The sequence below is a fragment of the Chryseobacterium sp. G0201 genome (assembly GCF_003815655.1).
Lineage (GTDB): Bacteria > Bacteroidota > Bacteroidia > Flavobacteriales > Weeksellaceae > Chryseobacterium.
The window spans coordinates 3,511,832-3,530,389 of record NZ_CP033917.1 but is presented as its reverse complement, the minus strand read 5'-3'; the positions used below and the strand labels follow the sequence as shown (position 1 = coordinate 3,530,389).

The window sequence follows — 18,558 nt, the reverse complement described above, 5'->3', positions numbered from 1 at the left end:
AACGAAACAGGGAACCAAAATTTGGTTCCCTGTTTTTATTTATTTAAGATTTGTTACTTTATTTTATTTTTTTGAAAAGCATAATAGGTAGCAACTACACTTGCTGTCATCAATAAAAATGCTAGGAAAAACGGTGCTCCTGAGAATTTAAAAGGTGCTTCATCATGCGTAAAATAATAAAACAGATTTGTCATCATCGGGGGACCAACAATAGAAGTTGCACTCATCAAACTCGTTAATGCTCCCTGAAGCTCACCCTGCTCATTTGCCGGAACACTTTTCGTAATCACCGACTGAAGTGCGGGTCCACAAATTCCACCTAAGCAATAAGGGATCAGGAAAGCAAACATCATCCAACCTTCTGTCGCAAAGGCAAATAACAACATTCCGAGTGCGTATAATGCTAATCCGTAATAGATACTTTTATGTTCACCTAGCCTTGGGGTTGTCCATCTTATTAAAACTCCCTGAACCAATCCTACTAATAATCCAACTACTCCGAGGGAAATTCCGACCATTCTTTCTGTCCAGCTGAATTTATACATTGTAAAGAAACTCCAATTACTTTGTACAGCGTGTCCTGCAATATAGATTAAAATTAAGGCAACAATCAATCCTGAAATTTCGGGATGCTTTCCTAAAAATTTAAATGATCCGACAGGATTTGCACGTTTCCAATCAAATTCTCTACGCTTATCTTTATCTAAACTTTCGGGAAGAATGAAATATCCATAAAGGAAATTAAGCAAACACAAACCTGCAGCCGCATAGAAAGGAACTCTCGCTCCATAATGTCCTAAAACTCCACCCAAAACAGGTCCAATAATGAAACCTAATCCAAAAGCAGCTCCAATTAAACCAAAGTTTTTAGCTCGGTCTTCATCCGTAGAAATATCTGCAATGTAAGCACTGGCTGTTGTGACGCTCGCTCCAGTAATTCCAGCAATGATACGTCCTAAAAAGAGCCACCAAATTGTTGGAGCTAACGCAAGGAAAATATAATCTATCGCAAAACCGAAAAGAGAGATCAAAATAATAGGTCTTCGTCCATATTTATCACTTAAATTTCCAACAACGGGTGAAAATATAAATTGAGTAAAAGCATACGCAAAACCTAACCAGCCACCATATTTGGCAGCTTCACTGATGTCTGCATGAATAAGTTCCTCAATTAATTTGGGAACAACAGGAATGATGATTCCCCATCCTGTAATGTCAATCAACAGCGTTATAAATATAAAGCCTATGGCCGCTTTTTTCCTTGAATTTTCCATAATCCTGCAAAAATAATCAAATTGGGAAAAATAATGGTTCTAAATTATATTAATTAGATGTTAGATCTTAGAAGCTAGATATTAGTTTTAAAATAATAATCATTAAACTGACATATTAAGCCACAAAAAAAGCCTTTCAAATTGAAAGGCTTTTTCTTATTTATTGTAGTAATACTTATTTTGAAGCAAGTACTTCTTTAGTCGTAGTTGTTTTTCCGTGTACTTCATCTTCTTTTCCAGATTTAAGGAAGTCATACGCAATTGCCGAAGCAATGAATATGGATGAATAGGTACCAAATCCAATACCGATCAACATCGCAAACATAAATCCTCTTAAGTTATCTCCACCAAAGATGAAGATCGCTAAAATTACAAGGATCGTTGTAAATGAAGTGTTGAACGTTCTACCTAATGTACTAGAAATAGAGTCATCAAATAATCCTGCTAACGTCAGAGATTTCTTCTCTCTTAAATACTCTCTAATTCTATCGAAGATAATAACGGTATCGTTAATTGAATAACCCAATACTGTAAGAATCGCTGCAACGAAATCCTGATTGATCTCCATGTTGAAAGGCATATACTTGTGAAGCAATGAATAAGCTCCCAAAATAATAACCGCATCATGGAACAATGCTGCAACAGCACCCAATGAGAATTGCCATTTTCTAAATCTTAATAAGATATATAAGAAAATACCTCCCAATGCAGCTACTACTGCAAGAATACCGTGAGTTTTGATATCGTCTGCTACTGTAGGTCCTACTTTTTCAGAAGAAATAATTCCTGCATGTTCTTTATCTGCAGATTTGAAATCATGTAATGTTACATTAGCCGGTAAGCTTGATTTTAAACCTTCGTATAATTTCTGTTCTACAGTCTGGTCAGCTTTTAAAGATTCGTCTTCGATAAGATAATCTGTAGAGATCTTTAATTGCATGTCGTTTCCAAAAGTTTTAGCTTCAACAGAAGAGTTTTTACCATCTTCAGTTTTGAAAACTTTTACTAAGTTCTGTTCAACATCCTCAGCATTTACCGCTTTATCAAATCTTACAACGTAGTTTCTACCACCTGTAAAGTCGATTCCGTATTTAAATCCGTGAATAGCGATTGAAGCAATACAAACAACTGTTAATACAGCAGAAATGATATATGCATATTTTCTTTTCCCGATGAAATCGATCCAAGTATTTCTGAATAGGTTTTTCGTTGGAGGCGTCCAAACAGAAAGATGTTTTCCTTTATTCAATCTTGAGAAGATCATTACTCTTGAAAGTAATACTGAAGTAAAGAATGTCATTAAGATACCAATTCCTAACGTTAAAGCAAATCCTTTAATAGGACCCGTTCCGAATAAGAATAGTACACCTGCTGTTAATAACGTCGTTAAGTGACCATCAACAATTGCACTTAATGCATGTTTGAAACCATCTTTATAAGCTTCTAGAATGCTCTTACCTGCAAATAATTCTTCCTTCGTTCTTTCGTAGATAATTACGTTCGTATCCACGGCCATGGCCATTGTAAGAACGATACCCGCGATACCAGGAAGTGTTAATGTAAAGTCTCCAGAATCCATGATTCCGAAAATATAGAATAAGTTAATGATCATTGCAATTACCGCGTACACACCTGCACCACCGTAATAGAAAATGATATAAACGATAATAATCAAGAATGCAATAGCAAATGAAATAACCCCTGCATCAATAGACTCTTGTCCTAATGATGGTCCTACAACAGTAGCCTGAACCACTTTTGCACCTGCAGGTAATTTACCAGCTCCTAGAACGTCAACCAATTCTTTAGCTTCTTCCTGAGAGAAGTTACCAGAGATCTGAGTTCTACCGTTAGGAATTGCGCCTACAACGTTTGGCGCAGTATAAACTCTACCATCCAATGTTACAGCAACCGGTTTACCAACGTTTTTCTCAGTTAAAGTTTTCCATTCTTTAGCACCTTTAGAATCCATCTGCATGTCTACTACTACTCTGCTTAGCTCATCATAGCTAATACTTGCAGTTTCAACAGCACCGTCTACAGGAGCTTTTTGGCTAATATTACCTCTGATTGCATACAATACTAAACTTTCAGTATCTGTAGCTTCAGGCTTGTAACCCCAAAGGAACTGTGTATATTTAATGTTTGAAGGACGTAAAGACTGACCAACTTTGCTGTTCAAGATTTTGTTTACAGTAGCCGTATCAGATAATTTTACACTTCCAACAGCACTTTGGCTCATAGACTTACCTCCCTGCATGATGTTCATGAAGTTGACATTCTTAGCAACTCCCATAGAATCACCTTTTACAGCGATCATCGTAGCTAATGTTTGGAAATAAGGATACACTTCAGGAGCTTGTTGTACTTCCCAGAACTGAAGTTTTGCAGAAGTCTGAAGCATTTTCTTCACCTTGTCGATATCTTTCATACCAGGCATTTCAACAGAAATTCTTGCCGTACCGGGTACTCTCTGAACGTTTGGCTGCACCGCACCCATTTTATCGATTCTGGTTCTGATCACCTCAAAAGCTGTACCTACAGAAAGGTCAATCCTTCTTTTAATGATGCTTTTTACCTGCTCATCAGAAGTATTATACTTGATCTCTGATAAATTGGTATTTCCGAAAAGTTCCGGATCTGCAAGTTTAAGATTTGTTCCTTTAGCTCTGTTTACAGCATCAAACTGATCGAAGAAATTATCGATGTAAGATTTTGTAGAATTCTTTTGCGCTTCATCAGTTTTATTTAAAGCCTCGATAAGAACAGGATTTGTAGAGTAATTTGTAAGATCGTTTACCAAATCTCTTTGGTTGATCTCCAAAAGAACGTTAATCCCACCTTTCAAGTCAAGACCAAGTTTCATTTCCTTGTCTTTGGCTTTAGTGTAATAAAGTTTTGTGAATCCCAGGTTCAGCGTATCTTTAGAAAGTCTTGCAATTTCTTTCTGATACTTTTCCGGATTGTCTCCTGCAACAGCAGTCGCCTGCTTTTCAATTTTGCTGGCGTACCAAGTTGGTAATAGCTCATTTAAGCAAATTAACCCTAGTACAATAGCAACAATTGTAATAAGTCCTTTTCCTTGCATTTTGTTATAACTACGTTAAATTAAGTCGGCAAATATAATGATTTTCTTGATATTTTATGAATTTTTAAGAACAGAAATCGTTTATTTTCAGATATATCGGCTATTTCACTTCTATTTAAGATTTATCAATTTTTATGTTATATTATAATGATATTTTAAATTTGATTGGTACGGAATTTTCATGCACTTAATTCAACACACTAAATATCAAAATATTATGAAAAAACTACTTTTTGCGGCAAGTATTTTTTCTTCCTTAATCCTTAATTCTCAAACAATTATTTTGGAAGAATTTGCCACCGGACTTACAGCTCCGGTCGAAATCACAAATGCCAACGACAGTCGGCTTTTTGTCGTGCAACAGAACGGAATTATCAAAATTATTCAACCAAACGGGACAATTAATGCCACGAATTTCTTAAATATTGGTTCTAAAATCCTTTATGGCGGTGAAAGAGGACTTTTAGGTTTAGCATTCCATCCACAATACTCGGCGAACGGGTATTTTTTTGTGTATTACAACAACACAGCAGGAAATATTATCGTTGCGAGATACACCGTAACTTCCGATCCTAATGTTGCAGATCCTAATTCTGAAAAGATTTTACTGAACATTCCAAAACCATTCGATAATCACAATGGCGGAAGTATTCATTTTGCACCGGACGGAAATTTATGGATCGTCACCGGAGATGGTGGAAGTGGCGGAGACCCTGGCAACAATGCCCAAAACAAGAATTCTTTATTAGGAAAAATGTTGAGAATTGATGTTAATTCAACAGGAGCATACAATATCCCGGCAGGAAATCCCTTCATTGGTTCAACGGTTGATGGCTTGGACGAAATCTGGGCTTACGGACTTAGAAATGCCTGGAAATGGTCTTTTGATCTTACCACAGGAAATGCAGTGATCGCAGATGTTGGGCAAGGGCAAATCGAAGAGATCAACAGAATGCCGCTCACACAGGCCGGAATCAACTACGGATGGCGATGTTATGAAGGAAATACGGCTTATAACACATCAGGCTGCCAGAGTGCTTCAACAATGACCTTTCCGGTTGCGGTTTATGATCATTCGGGAGGAAGATGCTCCATAACCGGAGGCTACGTTTACAGAGGAACCCTTTATCCTGCTCTTCAGGGAAAATATATTTTCAGTGACTACTGTACTCCGCAGATCGGGATTTTAGATTCCGGAAATGCGATTACATGGACAACCTCATTTGCGGGTAATAATTTTTCGACTTTTGGAGAAGACAGCCAAAAAGAACTTTATGTTGCAGCGGTAAATAATGGGAAAATCTTTAAAATTAAAACAGATGCTTCTTTATCTACCAATGAAAACAATAATTTGAAACAAATCAAAGTGTATCCTAATCCTGCTTCTAAAAAAGTTTTTATTGATGGTTTGAAAGATAAAGATATTTCCGCCGAAATTATAAGCTCAGAAGGAAGAAAAGTTCTTGAAAATGCGAAGATCAACAGCGATAACAGCATTGATATTACAGGAATCCCTGCAGGAGTTTATTATATTAACTTAAAATCCGGGGAGCTGAAATCTTACAGTCAGAAATTGATTATTAAATAAAAATTAAAAGCCTCAGAATATTTTTTTTGGGGCTTTTATATAATACCCAAATCCCGCAAGGATTGGAATTAACATCAATATTCTTTCAATTAAAGAAAATCTTGCAACTTCAAAGTCAAATAAATCGGGTTGAGTTATTGCTAAGAAAACCATTACCAACGCTGAAATTATCATTAATACAACAGGAAATTGTTCAAACTGATCTGTACTATTTTTAAATTTCACATTCAAGATCCAATATCCCAAAAACATCGTCATATAAGGGAAAGCCCAGATTCTATAGGTATCCCAAGCAACGAAATGAAGTAATAATGGCGATAAAACAGCGATTATGAACAGAAAAAATAAAGGCAAACCTATTCTTTGGTATTCTTTATAAACAATAAACAGCAAAAACAGAATCGGAAGACTAAAAGCAAAAGATTTATGATAAATCATTTTTATAACAAAACTTTTACTCTCTGTTTCTAAATAATATGTAAATTTTTCAGTGTATGAAGTTGCTACCAGATCTGCAATATCTTTTTTAATAAATCCTGAAGCCTTAAGATAATTAAACAGACTTAAGTAATTTTCCTTCCCATAAATTTCCTGATAATATGATAAGAAAAACATCAAAACAGCAGGAAGCCCCAGAAACAAGATGCTTTTCTTTAATAATTGTAAATTAAAAACTTCGTTGAAAGAAAATTTTTCATTAGACATTGCTGCAACAATTAAAGCAAAAAGAGAAATAGGAATTGTCAGGAAAAAAGATATTTCATGAATCAGCAAACTTATACAGACCAATATTGATGAAAGAAAGATCAGATTTTTTCTTATTAGATAAATAATCAATATGGTCAATAAAAAAACAATATGGTCAAAGTAACCAATTATATGAGCGCTTAAAACAATATACTGCGACAGAAAGAAAACTAAATAAAATACTACCCGATAGATGTTTTGCGAAAGATTATTCGTCTGCTTTAAGACAATAAAATATATACATCCATAAAGAATCAATAATATTACTGCTGAAACCAACAAAATATTAAATTCATTTTTCTGAAAAAAGAAACCAAATATTTGTCCTGCAAGACCTCTTTTAATAAATCCGAAACGATAATCGATCAACCAATGTGCTTCTGACCACTCATTCGGAAATCTTATCGTTTTTAGAACACTGAAAATCAGTGCATAGAAATAAAGTAAAGCAAGCAGAACTTTCCCCTTCATAGACTAGATCGTCATTGAGAAAATTCTTGTCTCAGGCTTATTTCTCATCATTCTAAGGTCAAAAACCATCGCAACGTTTCTTGTAAATGCTCGTCCTTTTTCAGTAATTTTTATCTGATTATCATGAATTTCAACCAACTCGTCTTTTTCCATTTCTTTAAGCATTTCAAAAGCATTTTCCAGCTCAGGGAAAGAGTTTTGAGCATCAAAAGTTGTTTCAAGCTGACACATTAAATTCAAAATATGCCTTCTTACAGTCAGATCTTCTTCATTTAAAATATGCCCTTTTACCACAGGAATTTCGCCTTCTTCAACCGTTTTCTGATACTCTTCCACTGTTTTTACATTCTGAGCAAAAGCATACCAGGAATCAGAAATAGAAGACATTCCAAGACCAACCATCAATTGGGTATTGCTTGAAGTATATCCCATAAAGTTTCTGTGAAGCTTTTTCTGAATCAATGATTGATACAGATCATCATGTTCAAGAGAAAAATGATCCATCCCAACTTCAATATATCCTAAATCTTCCAATAATTTTTTCCCATCTTCATACAAACGACGTTTTTCTTCTCCGCTTGGCAAATCATTTTCATCAAAGCCTCTCTGTCCTACACCTTTAACCCACGGAACGTGCGCATAAGAATAAAACGCCAGACGATCCGGCTTTAATTCCATTGTTTTACGAATTGTATGTTCCATCGCTTCCCAAGTCTGATGCGGAAGTCCGAAAACCAAATCGTGACTGATCCCTCTGTATCCAATTTCTTTAGCCCATTCCGTCACATTTTTCACATTTTCAAAAGGCTGAATTCTGTTGATCGCTTTCTGAACTTTAGGATCATAATCCTGAACTCCAAAACTTACCCTTCTGAAACCTAGATCATACAAAGTTTGAAGATGATCTTTCGTCGTATTATTTGGGTGACCTTCGAAAGAAAATTCAGGATGTTCTGCAATTTCTACACTTTCAAAAATACCTTCCAATAAAGTTTTCAAGTTTTTAGGAGAGAAAAATGTTGGTGTTCCTCCACCTAAATGAAGTTCTTTTAATTTTGGTTTTTCATTAAAAAGTTCCAGATAAAGCTTCCATTCTTTTAAAACACTTTCTAAATAAGGTGTTTCTACGCTATGTTGTTTTGTAATACGCTTGTGACACGCACAAAACGTACACAAAGCCTCACAGAAAGGCAAATGGATGTAAATAGAAATTCCTTCCGCTGCATTACTTTCCTTAAATGACCGTATTACGCTTTCTTTCCATTTCTCAGGCGAAAAAGTGCTTTCGTCCCAATAAGGAACAGTAGGATAAGACGTGTAACGAGGTCCCGGAATATTATATTTATCTATTAAAGAATTCATTGAAAATGTAAATTTTTAAAATGGAACTCCAAAAGGAATTTCATATTGCAAAATTAAATATAACTTATGAATTTTAAATCATGAATTATATTAGGGTTTCTTTTCGAAATTTATAATGAGTCTAAATACCGCATCCGCAAAATTCTTCCCCAAATCGATGTAACCCGCACTGTCATAGTGCCAAGGGTCATTTCCGTAATTATATTTTACCGTTGATCGGATGATCGCAGCATTTTTATCATTCTTCACAAACTTTTCCTGAGCATATTGCACCAACTCGCCTGTCGGCCAAACTTTCCCGGCTTCATTCTTCCCGGAATCTGAGATTTTTCCGATCACAACGGGCAGATCATCGATTAATAAAGTCGCTCTCATTTGATTCATCAATACTTTTAAATGACCATAATAATTATTGGCAATTTCTTCTGTGAAACCTGCATCACTTTCACCTTGCATCCAAAGAATTCCTGAAGGTATCAATTCATCTTTTTTGCTGTTTCCGTCGATATCCGCTTCAGATAAAGCATTTTTTACGGTTTTTAAAAAGTTATCGTATTGATTGATTCCGTTCTTTCCGTTAAAATCTGCATCCCAGCATCCAAAATTGGCAGCAGCGAGGCTGTCGATGGAAGTTCCTTCTCTAGCATATTTTATCAAAGCAATTTTATCATTTGGGAAAAGTTCTTTCATTCTTTTCGCGAAAGTGATTTCTAAACCGAATCTGTCTGAAAGCATATTTGTTTTTCCATCTGTTTTAAATCCGGTTCCGTGTCCTGGTTTTAAAACGTCCCATTTTCCTGTTCCGCCATTCAAATCCCCATCCGGAACAGAATTTCCCTGAAAAATATAGACATCTTTAAAATTTTTCAAATCACTCGGAAGATCTTTATTGTAACCGAAACCATTCATATTGGATTGTCCTGCCAAAATAAAAACTCTGATCTTTTGAGTATAAAATAAAGTCGGAATTATTAAAAGAAAGAATATTTTAAAGTTTTTCATGCAGAAATTTTAACCAAAATTAAGTTGAAGAAAGTTTTAATGAAAAGTTTCCAAAGAGATAAACTCTATATGAAAAATTTAAAATTTTAATTTAAACAAAGATATTTTGTCTTTTCCAGCCAAAACGATTGTATTTTTATTTAGCCATTTGCAGACAAAAAATCCTTTTTCATCAGAAATTTTCTTCCAGGTTTTTCCAAAATCTGAGGAATAACTGATGTGTTGATCTCCAACGGAAATAATTTCTTTTCCTTTAGAATTTGGTTTAATTTTTACACAAGTTGTATATCCAGCATTCTGTCCAGAGGCTTGAATCTGCCAGGTTTTTCCGCCATCGTTAGTTGTTGCAATATTATTGATATTTGCATCTTGTTTTGTATAATCTCCGCCAACTGCAACTCCGAATTTATCGTTAAGAAAGTCTATTGAATACATTCCCTGAGAAGATTCTCCCTGAATAAATGAAGTCTCAAATATCTCAAATTTTTCATTTTTAAATGTTAACCTTAAAATTCTCGATGCTTTTCCGCCTGTTGCGATCCACAGATAATTTTTAGTTGAAGCAATATTTGTGTTACTCGCAGCGAATGCGGCCTCACCTGGATTTAATTTACGCCCATTTTCAATCACATACCATTTATTTTTTCCTTTTGAATTAAAAACAGCAAGTTTTAAATTATTGTCTTTATCAGAATCACTGAATGCATATGCCAAGTCATTGTTTACAAAATGTAATGCATCATAAAAAGCAGTTTTTATAGTATCTGTAAATATCGTTTGTGATTTCAAACTTTTTTTATCAATCTTAAAAAAGTAAGCCGGACTTTCAATATTTATAGCATAAAATGAAGTTTTATCCTGAGCTAATGTTCTGAATTGAAGTTTCTTTTCAGATAATTTGATCTGTTTTTGATTATTAAAATTCTTTAAATCAACAAAACCAAACTTTGCATCTGTTCCGCTGTACCAGACTTTCCCATCGTAAACTTCCAAAGCGCGGATGCTTATTTTGTCATTTAAAATAGTTGTCAGACTTTCTACTTGTTGGGAAAACGTAAGTATTCCCAGAAAAGAAAATAAAAATGGTAAAAGCTTTTTCATATTAGCAAAAATAAAAAATCCACAGAATTCTGTGGATTTTACGTTGAATATTTTTTAATTAATCTAAATCAGGTTTTTCTAAAGGCTCCTGTTCAGCTTTAAAAGTTTCTCCGTAACCTCCGTTTTGAAGTTTTGAGTTTCTTTTACTGTATAGGAAATAAATAATGAAACCGATAATTAACCAAGCAAAAGAATATAATTTAGCTTCTCTACTCAAGTTGAAAATCAAATAAACATTAATTAAAATACCTAAACAAGCGATTAAAGGTAAAGCCGGAACTTTGAAATTCCTCTGTAAGTTCGGTTCTTTCACTCTTAATACCCAAACTGCTACGCAAACCATTGTGAACGCAAATAGAGTTCCGAAACTGGTCATGTGAGCTAGGTCATTAATTGGTGTTAAAGAAGCAATAACAGAAATTACACCTCCTAAAATAATAAGATTTTTCGTTGGTACCCCAGTTTTAGGGTTTACTTTTGAGAAAGTAGCAGGAATAAGACCATCTTTGGACATTCCCAAGAAGATTCTTGATTGTCCCATGATCATTACCATTAATACTGAGATTAAACCAACCGTCGCTGCAATCGTAATGATGTAACCAGCCCAAGCATATCCGGCAATATCAAATGCGTAAGCTACAGGAGCTTTGATGGCATCAGGATATTTACCTAGAGGATTGAAATCTGTGTAATGCATCATTCCCGTTAACACAAGAGAGACCAAAATATATAAAAGTGTACAGATTACCAATGAAGTAATAATAGCAAAAGGAACGTCCTTTTTAGGATTAATAGCTTCTCCGGCTTGTGTGGAAACTGCATCAAATCCTACATAGGCAAAGAAAATAGCAGATGCTCCTGCAACCACTCCACCTATACCGTAAGCAGAATGCGAGACTCCGCCTTCTGTAATGGTTGTAGCTTCAGGGATGAAAGGAATCCAGTTTTTAAACGGATCAGCAGAACCGAAAATAATAAATGATCCTGCAATAATCACGAAAATAATAGCCGAAACTTTAAGGATAACGATAAAGTTATTTGCTTTTGCCGCTCCTTTTGTTCCTCTCACTAAAATTGAGATTACAAATAAAACGATAAAAAATGCCGGTAAATTCATTGAAAAACCAGTGTTTCCTGCAGCCCAATACGTTTGTGGATCCGTCGTAAGCCAATTCGGCAAATGTAACCCAAACATTTTGAGGAGTTTGGCGAAATATCCAGACCATGATACCGCAACGGTCATCGATCCCATTGCATATTCGAGAATCAATCCCCAACCGATGATCCATGCGAAGATCTCTCCTACCGTTCCATAAGCGTAAGCATAAGCCGAACCTTCTACGGGAAGTATTGATGCAAATTCTGCATAACACAAAGCTGCAAATACACAGGCAATTCCTGCGATTACAAATGACAAAGCTAATGCAGGCCCTGCATTATAATAAGCTCCTGTTCCCGTCAATACAAAAATTCCTCCTCCGATAATTGCTCCGATTCCAATAGCAGTAAGGCTCCATTTTCCAAGAACGCGTTTCAGCTCACTCTTTTTGATATCAGCTTCATAGGCGCTCATCGGTTTTTTAACCCAAATTTTAGACATATTTTATTATTTATTAAAGATTTACGAAAATATAAAAAATTTAGAAATACTAACGTTTATTGGCAAACTTTCGTCATTTATTTTAAATTTTAAAACTTAAAAATCTGATTCACATATAATTTAAGGCATTTTCAGGTGTGTGAATTTTTGTTTATTTTTGACCTCATGAATTTATACGATCTTTTCGTAAAACCGTATGAGAGCTATACTGATTTACAAATTCTGTTAGAAGCCGGCGGAACGGTCTTCGGAATTTTAAGTGTTTATTTTTCCATCAAGAAAAACATTTGGGTGTACCCTACCGGTATTGTTTCTACATTAATTTATGTTTACATTCTTTTCAACTTCGGATTATTGGGAGATTGTATGATCAACGTTTATTATACGGCGATGAGTGTTTACGGCTGGGTTCTATGGGCGAAGAATTCCAAAGATCACATTCATGTAGATGTTTCTTGGGCAACAAAAAAAGAATGGATTTTTGCAATCTTTCTTTTCATAATAAGTCTACTTTTAGTTACTATCATATATTATTATAAACCTTACATAGATAATCAATTTTCAATGGAGGGCACCAACTTAGGTTTATATCATCTTGATTGGGCAAATTGGCTGGATGTTATCACCACTTCCATATTTTTAGTGGGGATGTGGTTTATGGCCAAACAGCGCATTGAGAACTGGATTTTCTGGATCATAGGAGATTTTATTTGCATGCCGATGATGATTTTTAAGGGTCTTGGTATCACTTCGGTTCAATATTTGGTATTTACTAGAATGGCGATCTTAGGATACGTCAGTTGGAAAAAAAGTTTAAAAGAAAAAAGTACAATAAAGTCATGAAAAATTTATTAAAAATTGCATTAAGTATTTTCGTTATAACAAGCTTAACATCTTGTCTTGCCTATTCTGACGGATATGCAAACAATGGTTACGGAGATCCATATTATAATAACGGATATTATTATGCCCCACAAGGCTACTACGGTGGTGGTGGATATTATGGTAATGACGGATATTATTACAGAAATGATTACAATTATTATTATGATAACGGCAGACCTTACTATTACGGAGATAACCGAAGAAAAGTTTATGTAGAAAGAAGAACTACGACAACTACGCAACGTCCTAATAACGGATTCCCTACAAATTCAAATTCAAACAGAAATAATAACGGAAACGGATTTAGAAATAACGGAAATAACAACGGAGGATTCAGAAACTCCAATTCCGGAACTAACCAAAATAACAGCGGAGGTTTCAGAAATACAACGCCGCCTGCAAGTAATGGTAATAATGGAGGTTTTAGAAACAGTACACCACCAGCGAATAACAGCAACAGTGGAGGATTCAGAAATCAGCAACCAACTACTCCCGCACCACAAAATAACAACAGTGGTGGATTTAGAAACAATAGCTCGTCAAACAGCAACAGCGGAGGATTTAGAAACAGTTCAGGCTCACAGAGCACTCCACAAACTACAACTCCCACGAGATCAACCGGAGGCGGTTTTAGATAAAACGATTATAAATAAGAAAACGGACAGCTAACACTGTTCGTTTTTTGTTTTAAATATAGTAATTTTGCACGTTTATATTTTAGGCAAAATATTTAGAATCTTTTTAACTTTAATTTAGATAGTAAGAAGTTGAATTAATACTATTCTTAATGGTTAAATTTTAAACAAAACAGTAGATAAAAAAATGGAATTTTATAAATATCAAGGTACAGGAAATGATTTTGTAATGATCGACAATCGTGATCTACAGTTTCCTAAAGACAAAAATACAATTAAAAAATTGTGTGACAGACGTTTCGGAATCGGAGCTGATGGTCTTATTTTATTGGAAAATGAAGACGGTTATGATTTTAAAATGGTGTATTATAATTCTGACGGTGGAGAAAGCACCATGTGCGGAAATGGTGGAAGATGTCTTGTAGCTTTTGCTTTTTTCCTTGATATTTTTGAAGATAAATGCAAATTCATCGCGATCGATGGTGATCATGAAGCCGAAATCCATAACGGAATCATTAAACTTAAAATGATTGATGTAAAAACGATCTCCAATGACGGTGAAGATACTGTGATGAATACCGGTTCGCCACACTATGTAAAATATGTTGAAGATATTGTGAATTACAACGTTTTTGCAGAAGGAAATAACATCAGATATTCTGAAAATTATAAAGAAGAAGGCATCAACGTCAATTTTGTTGAAAAAAATGCTGATGACGAAATTTTCGTAAGAACCTATGAACGAGGCGTTGAGGACGAAACTTACAGTTGCGGAACAGGAGTTACTGCTTCTGCTTTAACTTTTCTGCAAAAACATAATCTAATCTCTGTAAAAGTTAAAACTTTAGGTGGAAACCTTAAAGTTTATGCTGAAAAAAACGGAGACTCTTTCCAGAATATTTGGTTAGAAGGTCCCGCAAAACAGGTTTTTAGAGGGAAAGTAGATCTTATTTAAAAACAACAAAACTTTTAATCAATTTTAATAATGAAAAAAGCTATTCTCATTATCATTCTGCTCATTATCGTAATAGCAGGATTTTTTGGTTTTAGATTTTATACAAAATATTACGGAAACAACGTAGAAAAAGACGGATATGTTTTGATCCCTCATAATGCCAGTTTTAAACAGGTATTAGATTCTATTGCTCCATATATTAAAAATAAAGAATCTTTCGAAGATGTGGCAAAAGATAAAGATCTTGATAAATATTTAAAAGCCGGTCGCTACCACATCCAAATCGGAACAGGAAACACCAACTTGGTTAATATGATCAAAGCCGGAAACCAGACCGAGAATACTTTTAGAATTGGTGATTTTGGAGATATTTATCAAATGGTTGGTAAGGTAACCAAGAAAACAGAACTGGATTCTTTAAAATTTGTGAATGACCTTAATGCTATTGCAGTAGAAAAAGGATATAATAACGCTGAAGATCTGAAAAAATATTTCTTCATCGATACCTATAATTTTTTCTGGACGGTAACTCCAAAAGAATTCTTTAACAAGTTTGACAGTCAGTACAACGAGTTTTGGAACAGCGAAAGGAAGGCTAAAGAGCAGCAATCCAGCTTAACAAGAGATCAAATCTATGCGTTGGCTTCTATTGTCTATAAAGAATCGGGAGGAAAGAAGGATGAAATGAAGACAATCGCAGGATTGTATTTAAACCGTTACAGAAAAGGAATGAAATTACAATCTGACCCTACTGTAATTTATGCCATCAATAAGCAAACTAATTTTAAAGATCCTATAAAAAGAGTTTTCTATAAGCATTTGACAACTCCGTCTCCATATAATACGTATGCCAATAAAGGAATTCCACCAGGGCCAATTTGTGTGGTAGATAAAAGCTCAGTTGATGCTGTTTTAAATGCAGAAAATAACAACTTTATCTTTATGTGTGCAGATCCTGCAAGATTTGGATATCATAAATTCACGGCAAGTGCTGAAGAGCATGCCATCAATGCAAAAGCATATCAGGATTGGTTGAATTCAAAAAATATAAAATAATAAATAAATTTAACTTTATTTTAACAAATTAATAATTAACATTTAGCTTCCAAAAGCGACATATACATTACAAATAATAAACTAACCTTACTATTTTGAAATCTACATAATTAACGATTTCATAATATTAAGAAAGATCTTTCACGATTTTACACAAACAATACCTTATGAATCAGACGGAAATCATTAACATTTTCACAAAAAAAACCTTAGGGCTTACTTTTGTACTTTCGGCAGCTGCTTTTGCTTTTGGCCAGGAGAAGGTAGGTATTTCGGGGACGGTGGTCAATAAAAGCAACCAACCCGTTCCTTATGCTTCAGTGACATTCAGTAACAAACAAAATAAATTATTCAGTGATGCTACCCTTACCGATGAGAAAGGACAGTATAAGCTAGAACTTACTCCGGGAAATTACGACATTACGATCGAGGCAATCGATTACAAGAAAAGTCTTATCAACAAGCAAATTTCAGCAGCCGGAAACATCGGAGCTTTATCTATCGAACCTGAAAAAAGCGCTACAAACGTTAAAACTCAGGATATTGAAGGAATTGTGCTTACTGCGCCAACTACAAAGCCTTATAAAGTTGAATTAGATAAAAGAACCTATGATCCATCGCAGGATATTGTAAGTAAAGGAGGAAATCTTCAAGATGTTCTTTCTAATGTACCTTCTGTTTCTGTGGATACTGATGGAACTGTTTCTATGAGAGGTAGTACAAACGTAAAATTTTTGATCAACGGAAAACCGTCTGCTCTTTTAGGAATTGACGATGGAGCTAACGCATTACAAAGTATTCCGGCTGATCAGATTGAAAGAATTGAAGTAATTACAAACCCTTCTTCAAAATTTGAAGCAAGTGGAACTTCCGGGATTCTAAATATCATTCTTAAAAAGAATAAAAAAGTAGGCTTCAATGGTAATATTACTGGTACATTAGGATACCTTCCTAGAACAAACCTTAACACCAACCTAAGCTGGAGAAAGAATAACTGGACATGGTTTCTGAATGGTGGCGGAGGATATTCTGAAAATAAAAGTAAGAATGATACTGAAACTACCTATAATAATATCGTATTCCCAAATGTAAATCCGAGTGCGTCTCCTTTTACACAACCTGACGATATACAATCTCACCAATTGCAAAACTCAACAAATAAAAGTTACAACAATAATTATAACTTAAGTGCTGGTTTTGTATATGATATTTCTCCAAAAACATCTGTTAATTTATCTGGTGTTGTAAGAACTTTTGAAGGTGATAGTAATGAGCTTTTGAATACATATAATGATTTTTTCAGATATAATAAAGATTCAAATTCTTGGAATGCTATGAATTCTTTTGGACAGAGAAATTCTACTGGAAGAAATACAAATTTAGCGTTTCAAGGAGATTTAGGTTTAGATCATAAATTTAATGATAATGGTCACAATTTATCATTATCATTAAGTCTTCAAAGAAATAGAAGTAACAATAATTCCACTATTCTTGAAACTGAAAACTATCTGCCTGTATTCGAAGATATTACAAGTAGAAAATCGGTCAATAAAACTGTTGTAGGAAAGGCAGATTATGAACTTCCAATTGGAGAGCAATCTAAACTTGAAGCAGGTTACAGAATAGATGTAAATAATAATGATTACGATAATTTTGTTAGCAGTACATCAAACAATCCTTTTATTCCAAGTTATAATAATAAAACAGAATATAGAGAAATGTTCAATGCGTTCTATTTACAATTCAAAAGTAAAGTAGGAAACTTTGGATACCAATTAGGCTTAAGAGATGAACTGTCAAATGTGAAGATCAATTATGACAATCTTGATCCTAATTTTGTACCTCTTAATAAAACTAAAAATTATAATAACTTATTCCCTAGTGTATTTTTAAGTTATGATGTTTCTAAAGATAACCAAATCTTGGTTAACTATTCACGAAGAATAGACAGACCTAGATCTTTCTTTATGATCCCTTTCCCTAACTACAGCAACAATCAAAATATTTTTGAAGGTAATATCGACTTAAATCCTTCTTATGTAGATTCATACGAAGTAGGTTATAATATTTCAAGAAAGAAATTTACTGTTAATCCTACTCTTTATTACAGACATGCTACTGAGGATACTAAAATGTTGATTTACAGACCAGATGAAAGCCAAAACGTTTTCTATACAAAACCAATCAATCTTGGAAATGACGATCGTTATGGTTTAGATCTTAACTTTACTTATGATCCGTTCAGTTGGTTCAAAATAATGGGTAGTTTAGATGTGTTTGGTTATAAAACTACAGGTATAGCTTATTATACAACAAAAGATGCACAAGGAAATGAGAAGCAGAATTCAATGGATTTTACGGGTGATGGCTTTTCTACAAGAGCTCGTTTAAATACAACTTTTAAGCTTGATAAAACCCTTAGTGTTCAATTACAAGGATTCTACAGAGGTGCTCAGAAAACTGCAAGCCAAGATACTCAAGATATGTATGCATTGAACTTGGGAATTTCTAAGACTATTTGGAAAGGTGATGGAACAATTAACTTCAACATTCAAGATATTTTCAATACAAGAAGCCGAGAAGTTTATACTTATAGCAGTGATTTTACTCGCCGTAATTATATGCAATGGCAACCTAGACAGTTTTCAATTGCTTTGACATACAGGTTCAAACAAGGAGAGAAAATAGAACAGCCTAAGAAGAAAAAAGATATTAACGCCAATGATACAGGCGGGGATGAACAAGCTCCGATGTAAGAGATAAAATATAATCATAAAAAATCCCGAAATAAAAT

The 18,558-nt window shown here is 34.4% G+C and carries 13 protein-coding genes; 6 read left to right on the top strand and 7 right to left on the bottom strand.

The genetic code is table 11. The annotated features are described in order from the left end of the window. Nucleotides 1-53 precede the first annotated feature (53 nt). Both EG348_RS15880 and secD read right to left on the bottom strand, forming a co-directional pair. Nucleotides 54-1,274 (bottom strand): TCR/Tet family MFS transporter, encoded by a 1,221-nt coding sequence (locus EG348_RS15880; RefSeq protein WP_123983966.1) that lies wholly within the window; start codon nucleotides 1,272-1,274, stop codon nucleotides 54-56. 175 nt (nucleotides 1,275-1,449) lie between these two features. After that, complete coding sequence (secD, locus tag EG348_RS15875) at nucleotides 1,450-4,362, bottom strand: protein translocase subunit SecD (protein WP_123983965.1); 2,913 nt, start codon at nucleotides 4,360-4,362, stop codon at nucleotides 1,450-1,452. A 217-nt stretch (nucleotides 4,363-4,579) separates the two neighbouring features. Between secD and EG348_RS15870 the strand changes: the two genes are divergently transcribed. After that, the gene (locus tag EG348_RS15870; protein ID WP_123983964.1) at nucleotides 4,580-5,950 is read left to right on the top strand and encodes a PQQ-dependent sugar dehydrogenase; all 1,371 of its coding nucleotides are present in this window, start codon (nucleotides 4,580-4,582) and stop codon (nucleotides 5,948-5,950) included. A 12-nt stretch (nucleotides 5,951-5,962) separates the two neighbouring features. Here EG348_RS15870 and EG348_RS15865 read toward each other — a convergent pair whose 3' ends face one another. The 5 genes from EG348_RS15865 to EG348_RS15845 form a co-directional block, all read right to left on the bottom strand. After that, nucleotides 5,963-7,168 (bottom strand): hypothetical protein, encoded by a 1,206-nt coding sequence (locus EG348_RS15865; RefSeq protein ID WP_123983963.1) that lies wholly within the window; start codon nucleotides 7,166-7,168, stop codon nucleotides 5,963-5,965. Between the two features lie 3 nt (nucleotides 7,169-7,171). Then, nucleotides 7,172-8,530 (bottom strand): oxygen-independent coproporphyrinogen III oxidase, encoded by a 1,359-nt coding sequence (hemN, locus tag EG348_RS15860; protein WP_123983962.1) that lies wholly within the window; start codon nucleotides 8,528-8,530, stop codon nucleotides 7,172-7,174. Between the two features lie 90 nt (nucleotides 8,531-8,620). Beyond that, nucleotides 8,621-9,532 carry a sialate O-acetylesterase gene (locus tag EG348_RS15855; protein WP_123983961.1) on the bottom strand — a complete coding sequence of 304 codons (912 nt, stop codon included), beginning with the start codon at nucleotides 9,530-9,532 and terminating at the stop codon, nucleotides 8,621-8,623. 78 nt (nucleotides 9,533-9,610) lie between these two features. After that, entirely contained in the window at nucleotides 9,611-10,633 is a 1,023-nt protein-coding gene (locus tag EG348_RS15850) for a WD40/YVTN/BNR-like repeat-containing protein (RefSeq protein ID WP_123983960.1), read from the bottom strand. 58 nt (nucleotides 10,634-10,691) lie between these two features. Further along, nucleotides 10,692-12,233: an APC family permease gene (locus EG348_RS15845; protein WP_123983959.1), complete on the bottom strand. Its 1,542-nt coding sequence runs from the start codon at nucleotides 12,231-12,233 to the stop codon at nucleotides 10,692-10,694. Nucleotides 12,234-12,398: 165 nt separating this feature from the next. On the opposite strand from EG348_RS15845, the gene pnuC reads away from it, so the two are divergent. The 5 genes from pnuC (at nucleotide 12,399) to EG348_RS15820 (ending at nucleotide 18,520) form a co-directional block, all read left to right on the top strand. Continuing rightward, on the top strand, nucleotides 12,399-13,076 hold the full coding sequence (gene pnuC / locus EG348_RS15840) for a nicotinamide riboside transporter PnuC (protein ID WP_123983958.1): 678 nt from the start codon (nucleotides 12,399-12,401) through the stop codon (nucleotides 13,074-13,076). Next, complete coding sequence (locus tag EG348_RS15835) at nucleotides 13,073-13,756, top strand: hypothetical protein (protein ID WP_123983957.1); 684 nt, start codon at nucleotides 13,073-13,075, stop codon at nucleotides 13,754-13,756. The genes pnuC and EG348_RS15835 overlap by 4 nt, the downstream gene beginning before the upstream one ends. 184 nt (nucleotides 13,757-13,940) lie before the next feature. Beyond that, the gene (gene dapF, locus EG348_RS15830; RefSeq protein WP_123983956.1) at nucleotides 13,941-14,708 is read left to right on the top strand and encodes a diaminopimelate epimerase; all 768 of its coding nucleotides are present in this window, start codon (nucleotides 13,941-13,943) and stop codon (nucleotides 14,706-14,708) included. 30 nt (nucleotides 14,709-14,738) lie between these two features. Beyond that, on the top strand, nucleotides 14,739-15,764 hold the full coding sequence (gene mltG / locus EG348_RS15825; RefSeq protein WP_123983955.1) for an endolytic transglycosylase MltG: 1,026 nt from the start codon (nucleotides 14,739-14,741) through the stop codon (nucleotides 15,762-15,764). Between the two features lie 167 nt (nucleotides 15,765-15,931). Further along, nucleotides 15,932-18,520: a TonB-dependent receptor domain-containing protein gene (locus tag EG348_RS15820; RefSeq protein ID WP_123983954.1), complete on the top strand. Its 2,589-nt coding sequence runs from the start codon at nucleotides 15,932-15,934 to the stop codon at nucleotides 18,518-18,520. The last annotated feature ends 38 nt before the right edge of the window (nucleotides 18,521-18,558 follow it).

What these genes read in the sequence shown, in the direction of transcription:
- EG348_RS15880 (WP_123983966.1), bottom strand. Translation starts at nt 1,274, where the DNA reads ATGGAAAATTCAAGGAAAAAAGCGGCCATAGGCTTTATATTTATAACG.
- secD (WP_123983965.1), bottom strand. Translation starts at nt 4,362, where the DNA reads ATGCAAGGAAAAGGACTTATTACAATTGTTGCTATTGTACTAGGGTTA.
- EG348_RS15870 (WP_123983964.1), top strand. Translation starts at nt 4,580, where the DNA reads ATGAAAAAACTACTTTTTGCGGCAAGTATTTTTTCTTCCTTAATCCTT.
- EG348_RS15865 (WP_123983963.1), bottom strand. Translation starts at nt 7,168, where the DNA reads ATGAAGGGGAAAGTTCTGCTTGCTTTACTTTATTTCTATGCACTGATT.
- hemN (WP_123983962.1), bottom strand. Translation starts at nt 8,530, where the DNA reads ATGAATTCTTTAATAGATAAATATAATATTCCGGGACCTCGTTACACG.
- EG348_RS15855 (WP_123983961.1), bottom strand. Translation starts at nt 9,532, where the DNA reads ATGAAAAACTTTAAAATATTCTTTCTTTTAATAATTCCGACTTTATTT.
- EG348_RS15850 (WP_123983960.1), bottom strand. Translation starts at nt 10,633, where the DNA reads ATGAAAAAGCTTTTACCATTTTTATTTTCTTTTCTGGGAATACTTACG.
- EG348_RS15845 (WP_123983959.1), bottom strand. Translation starts at nt 12,233, where the DNA reads ATGTCTAAAATTTGGGTTAAAAAACCGATGAGCGCCTATGAAGCTGAT.
- pnuC (WP_123983958.1), top strand. Translation starts at nt 12,399, where the DNA reads ATGAATTTATACGATCTTTTCGTAAAACCGTATGAGAGCTATACTGAT.
- EG348_RS15835 (WP_123983957.1), top strand. Translation starts at nt 13,073, where the DNA reads ATGAAAAATTTATTAAAAATTGCATTAAGTATTTTCGTTATAACAAGC.
- dapF (WP_123983956.1), top strand. Translation starts at nt 13,941, where the DNA reads ATGGAATTTTATAAATATCAAGGTACAGGAAATGATTTTGTAATGATC.
- mltG (WP_123983955.1), top strand. Translation starts at nt 14,739, where the DNA reads ATGAAAAAAGCTATTCTCATTATCATTCTGCTCATTATCGTAATAGCA.
- EG348_RS15820 (WP_123983954.1), top strand. Translation starts at nt 15,932, where the DNA reads ATGAATCAGACGGAAATCATTAACATTTTCACAAAAAAAACCTTAGGG.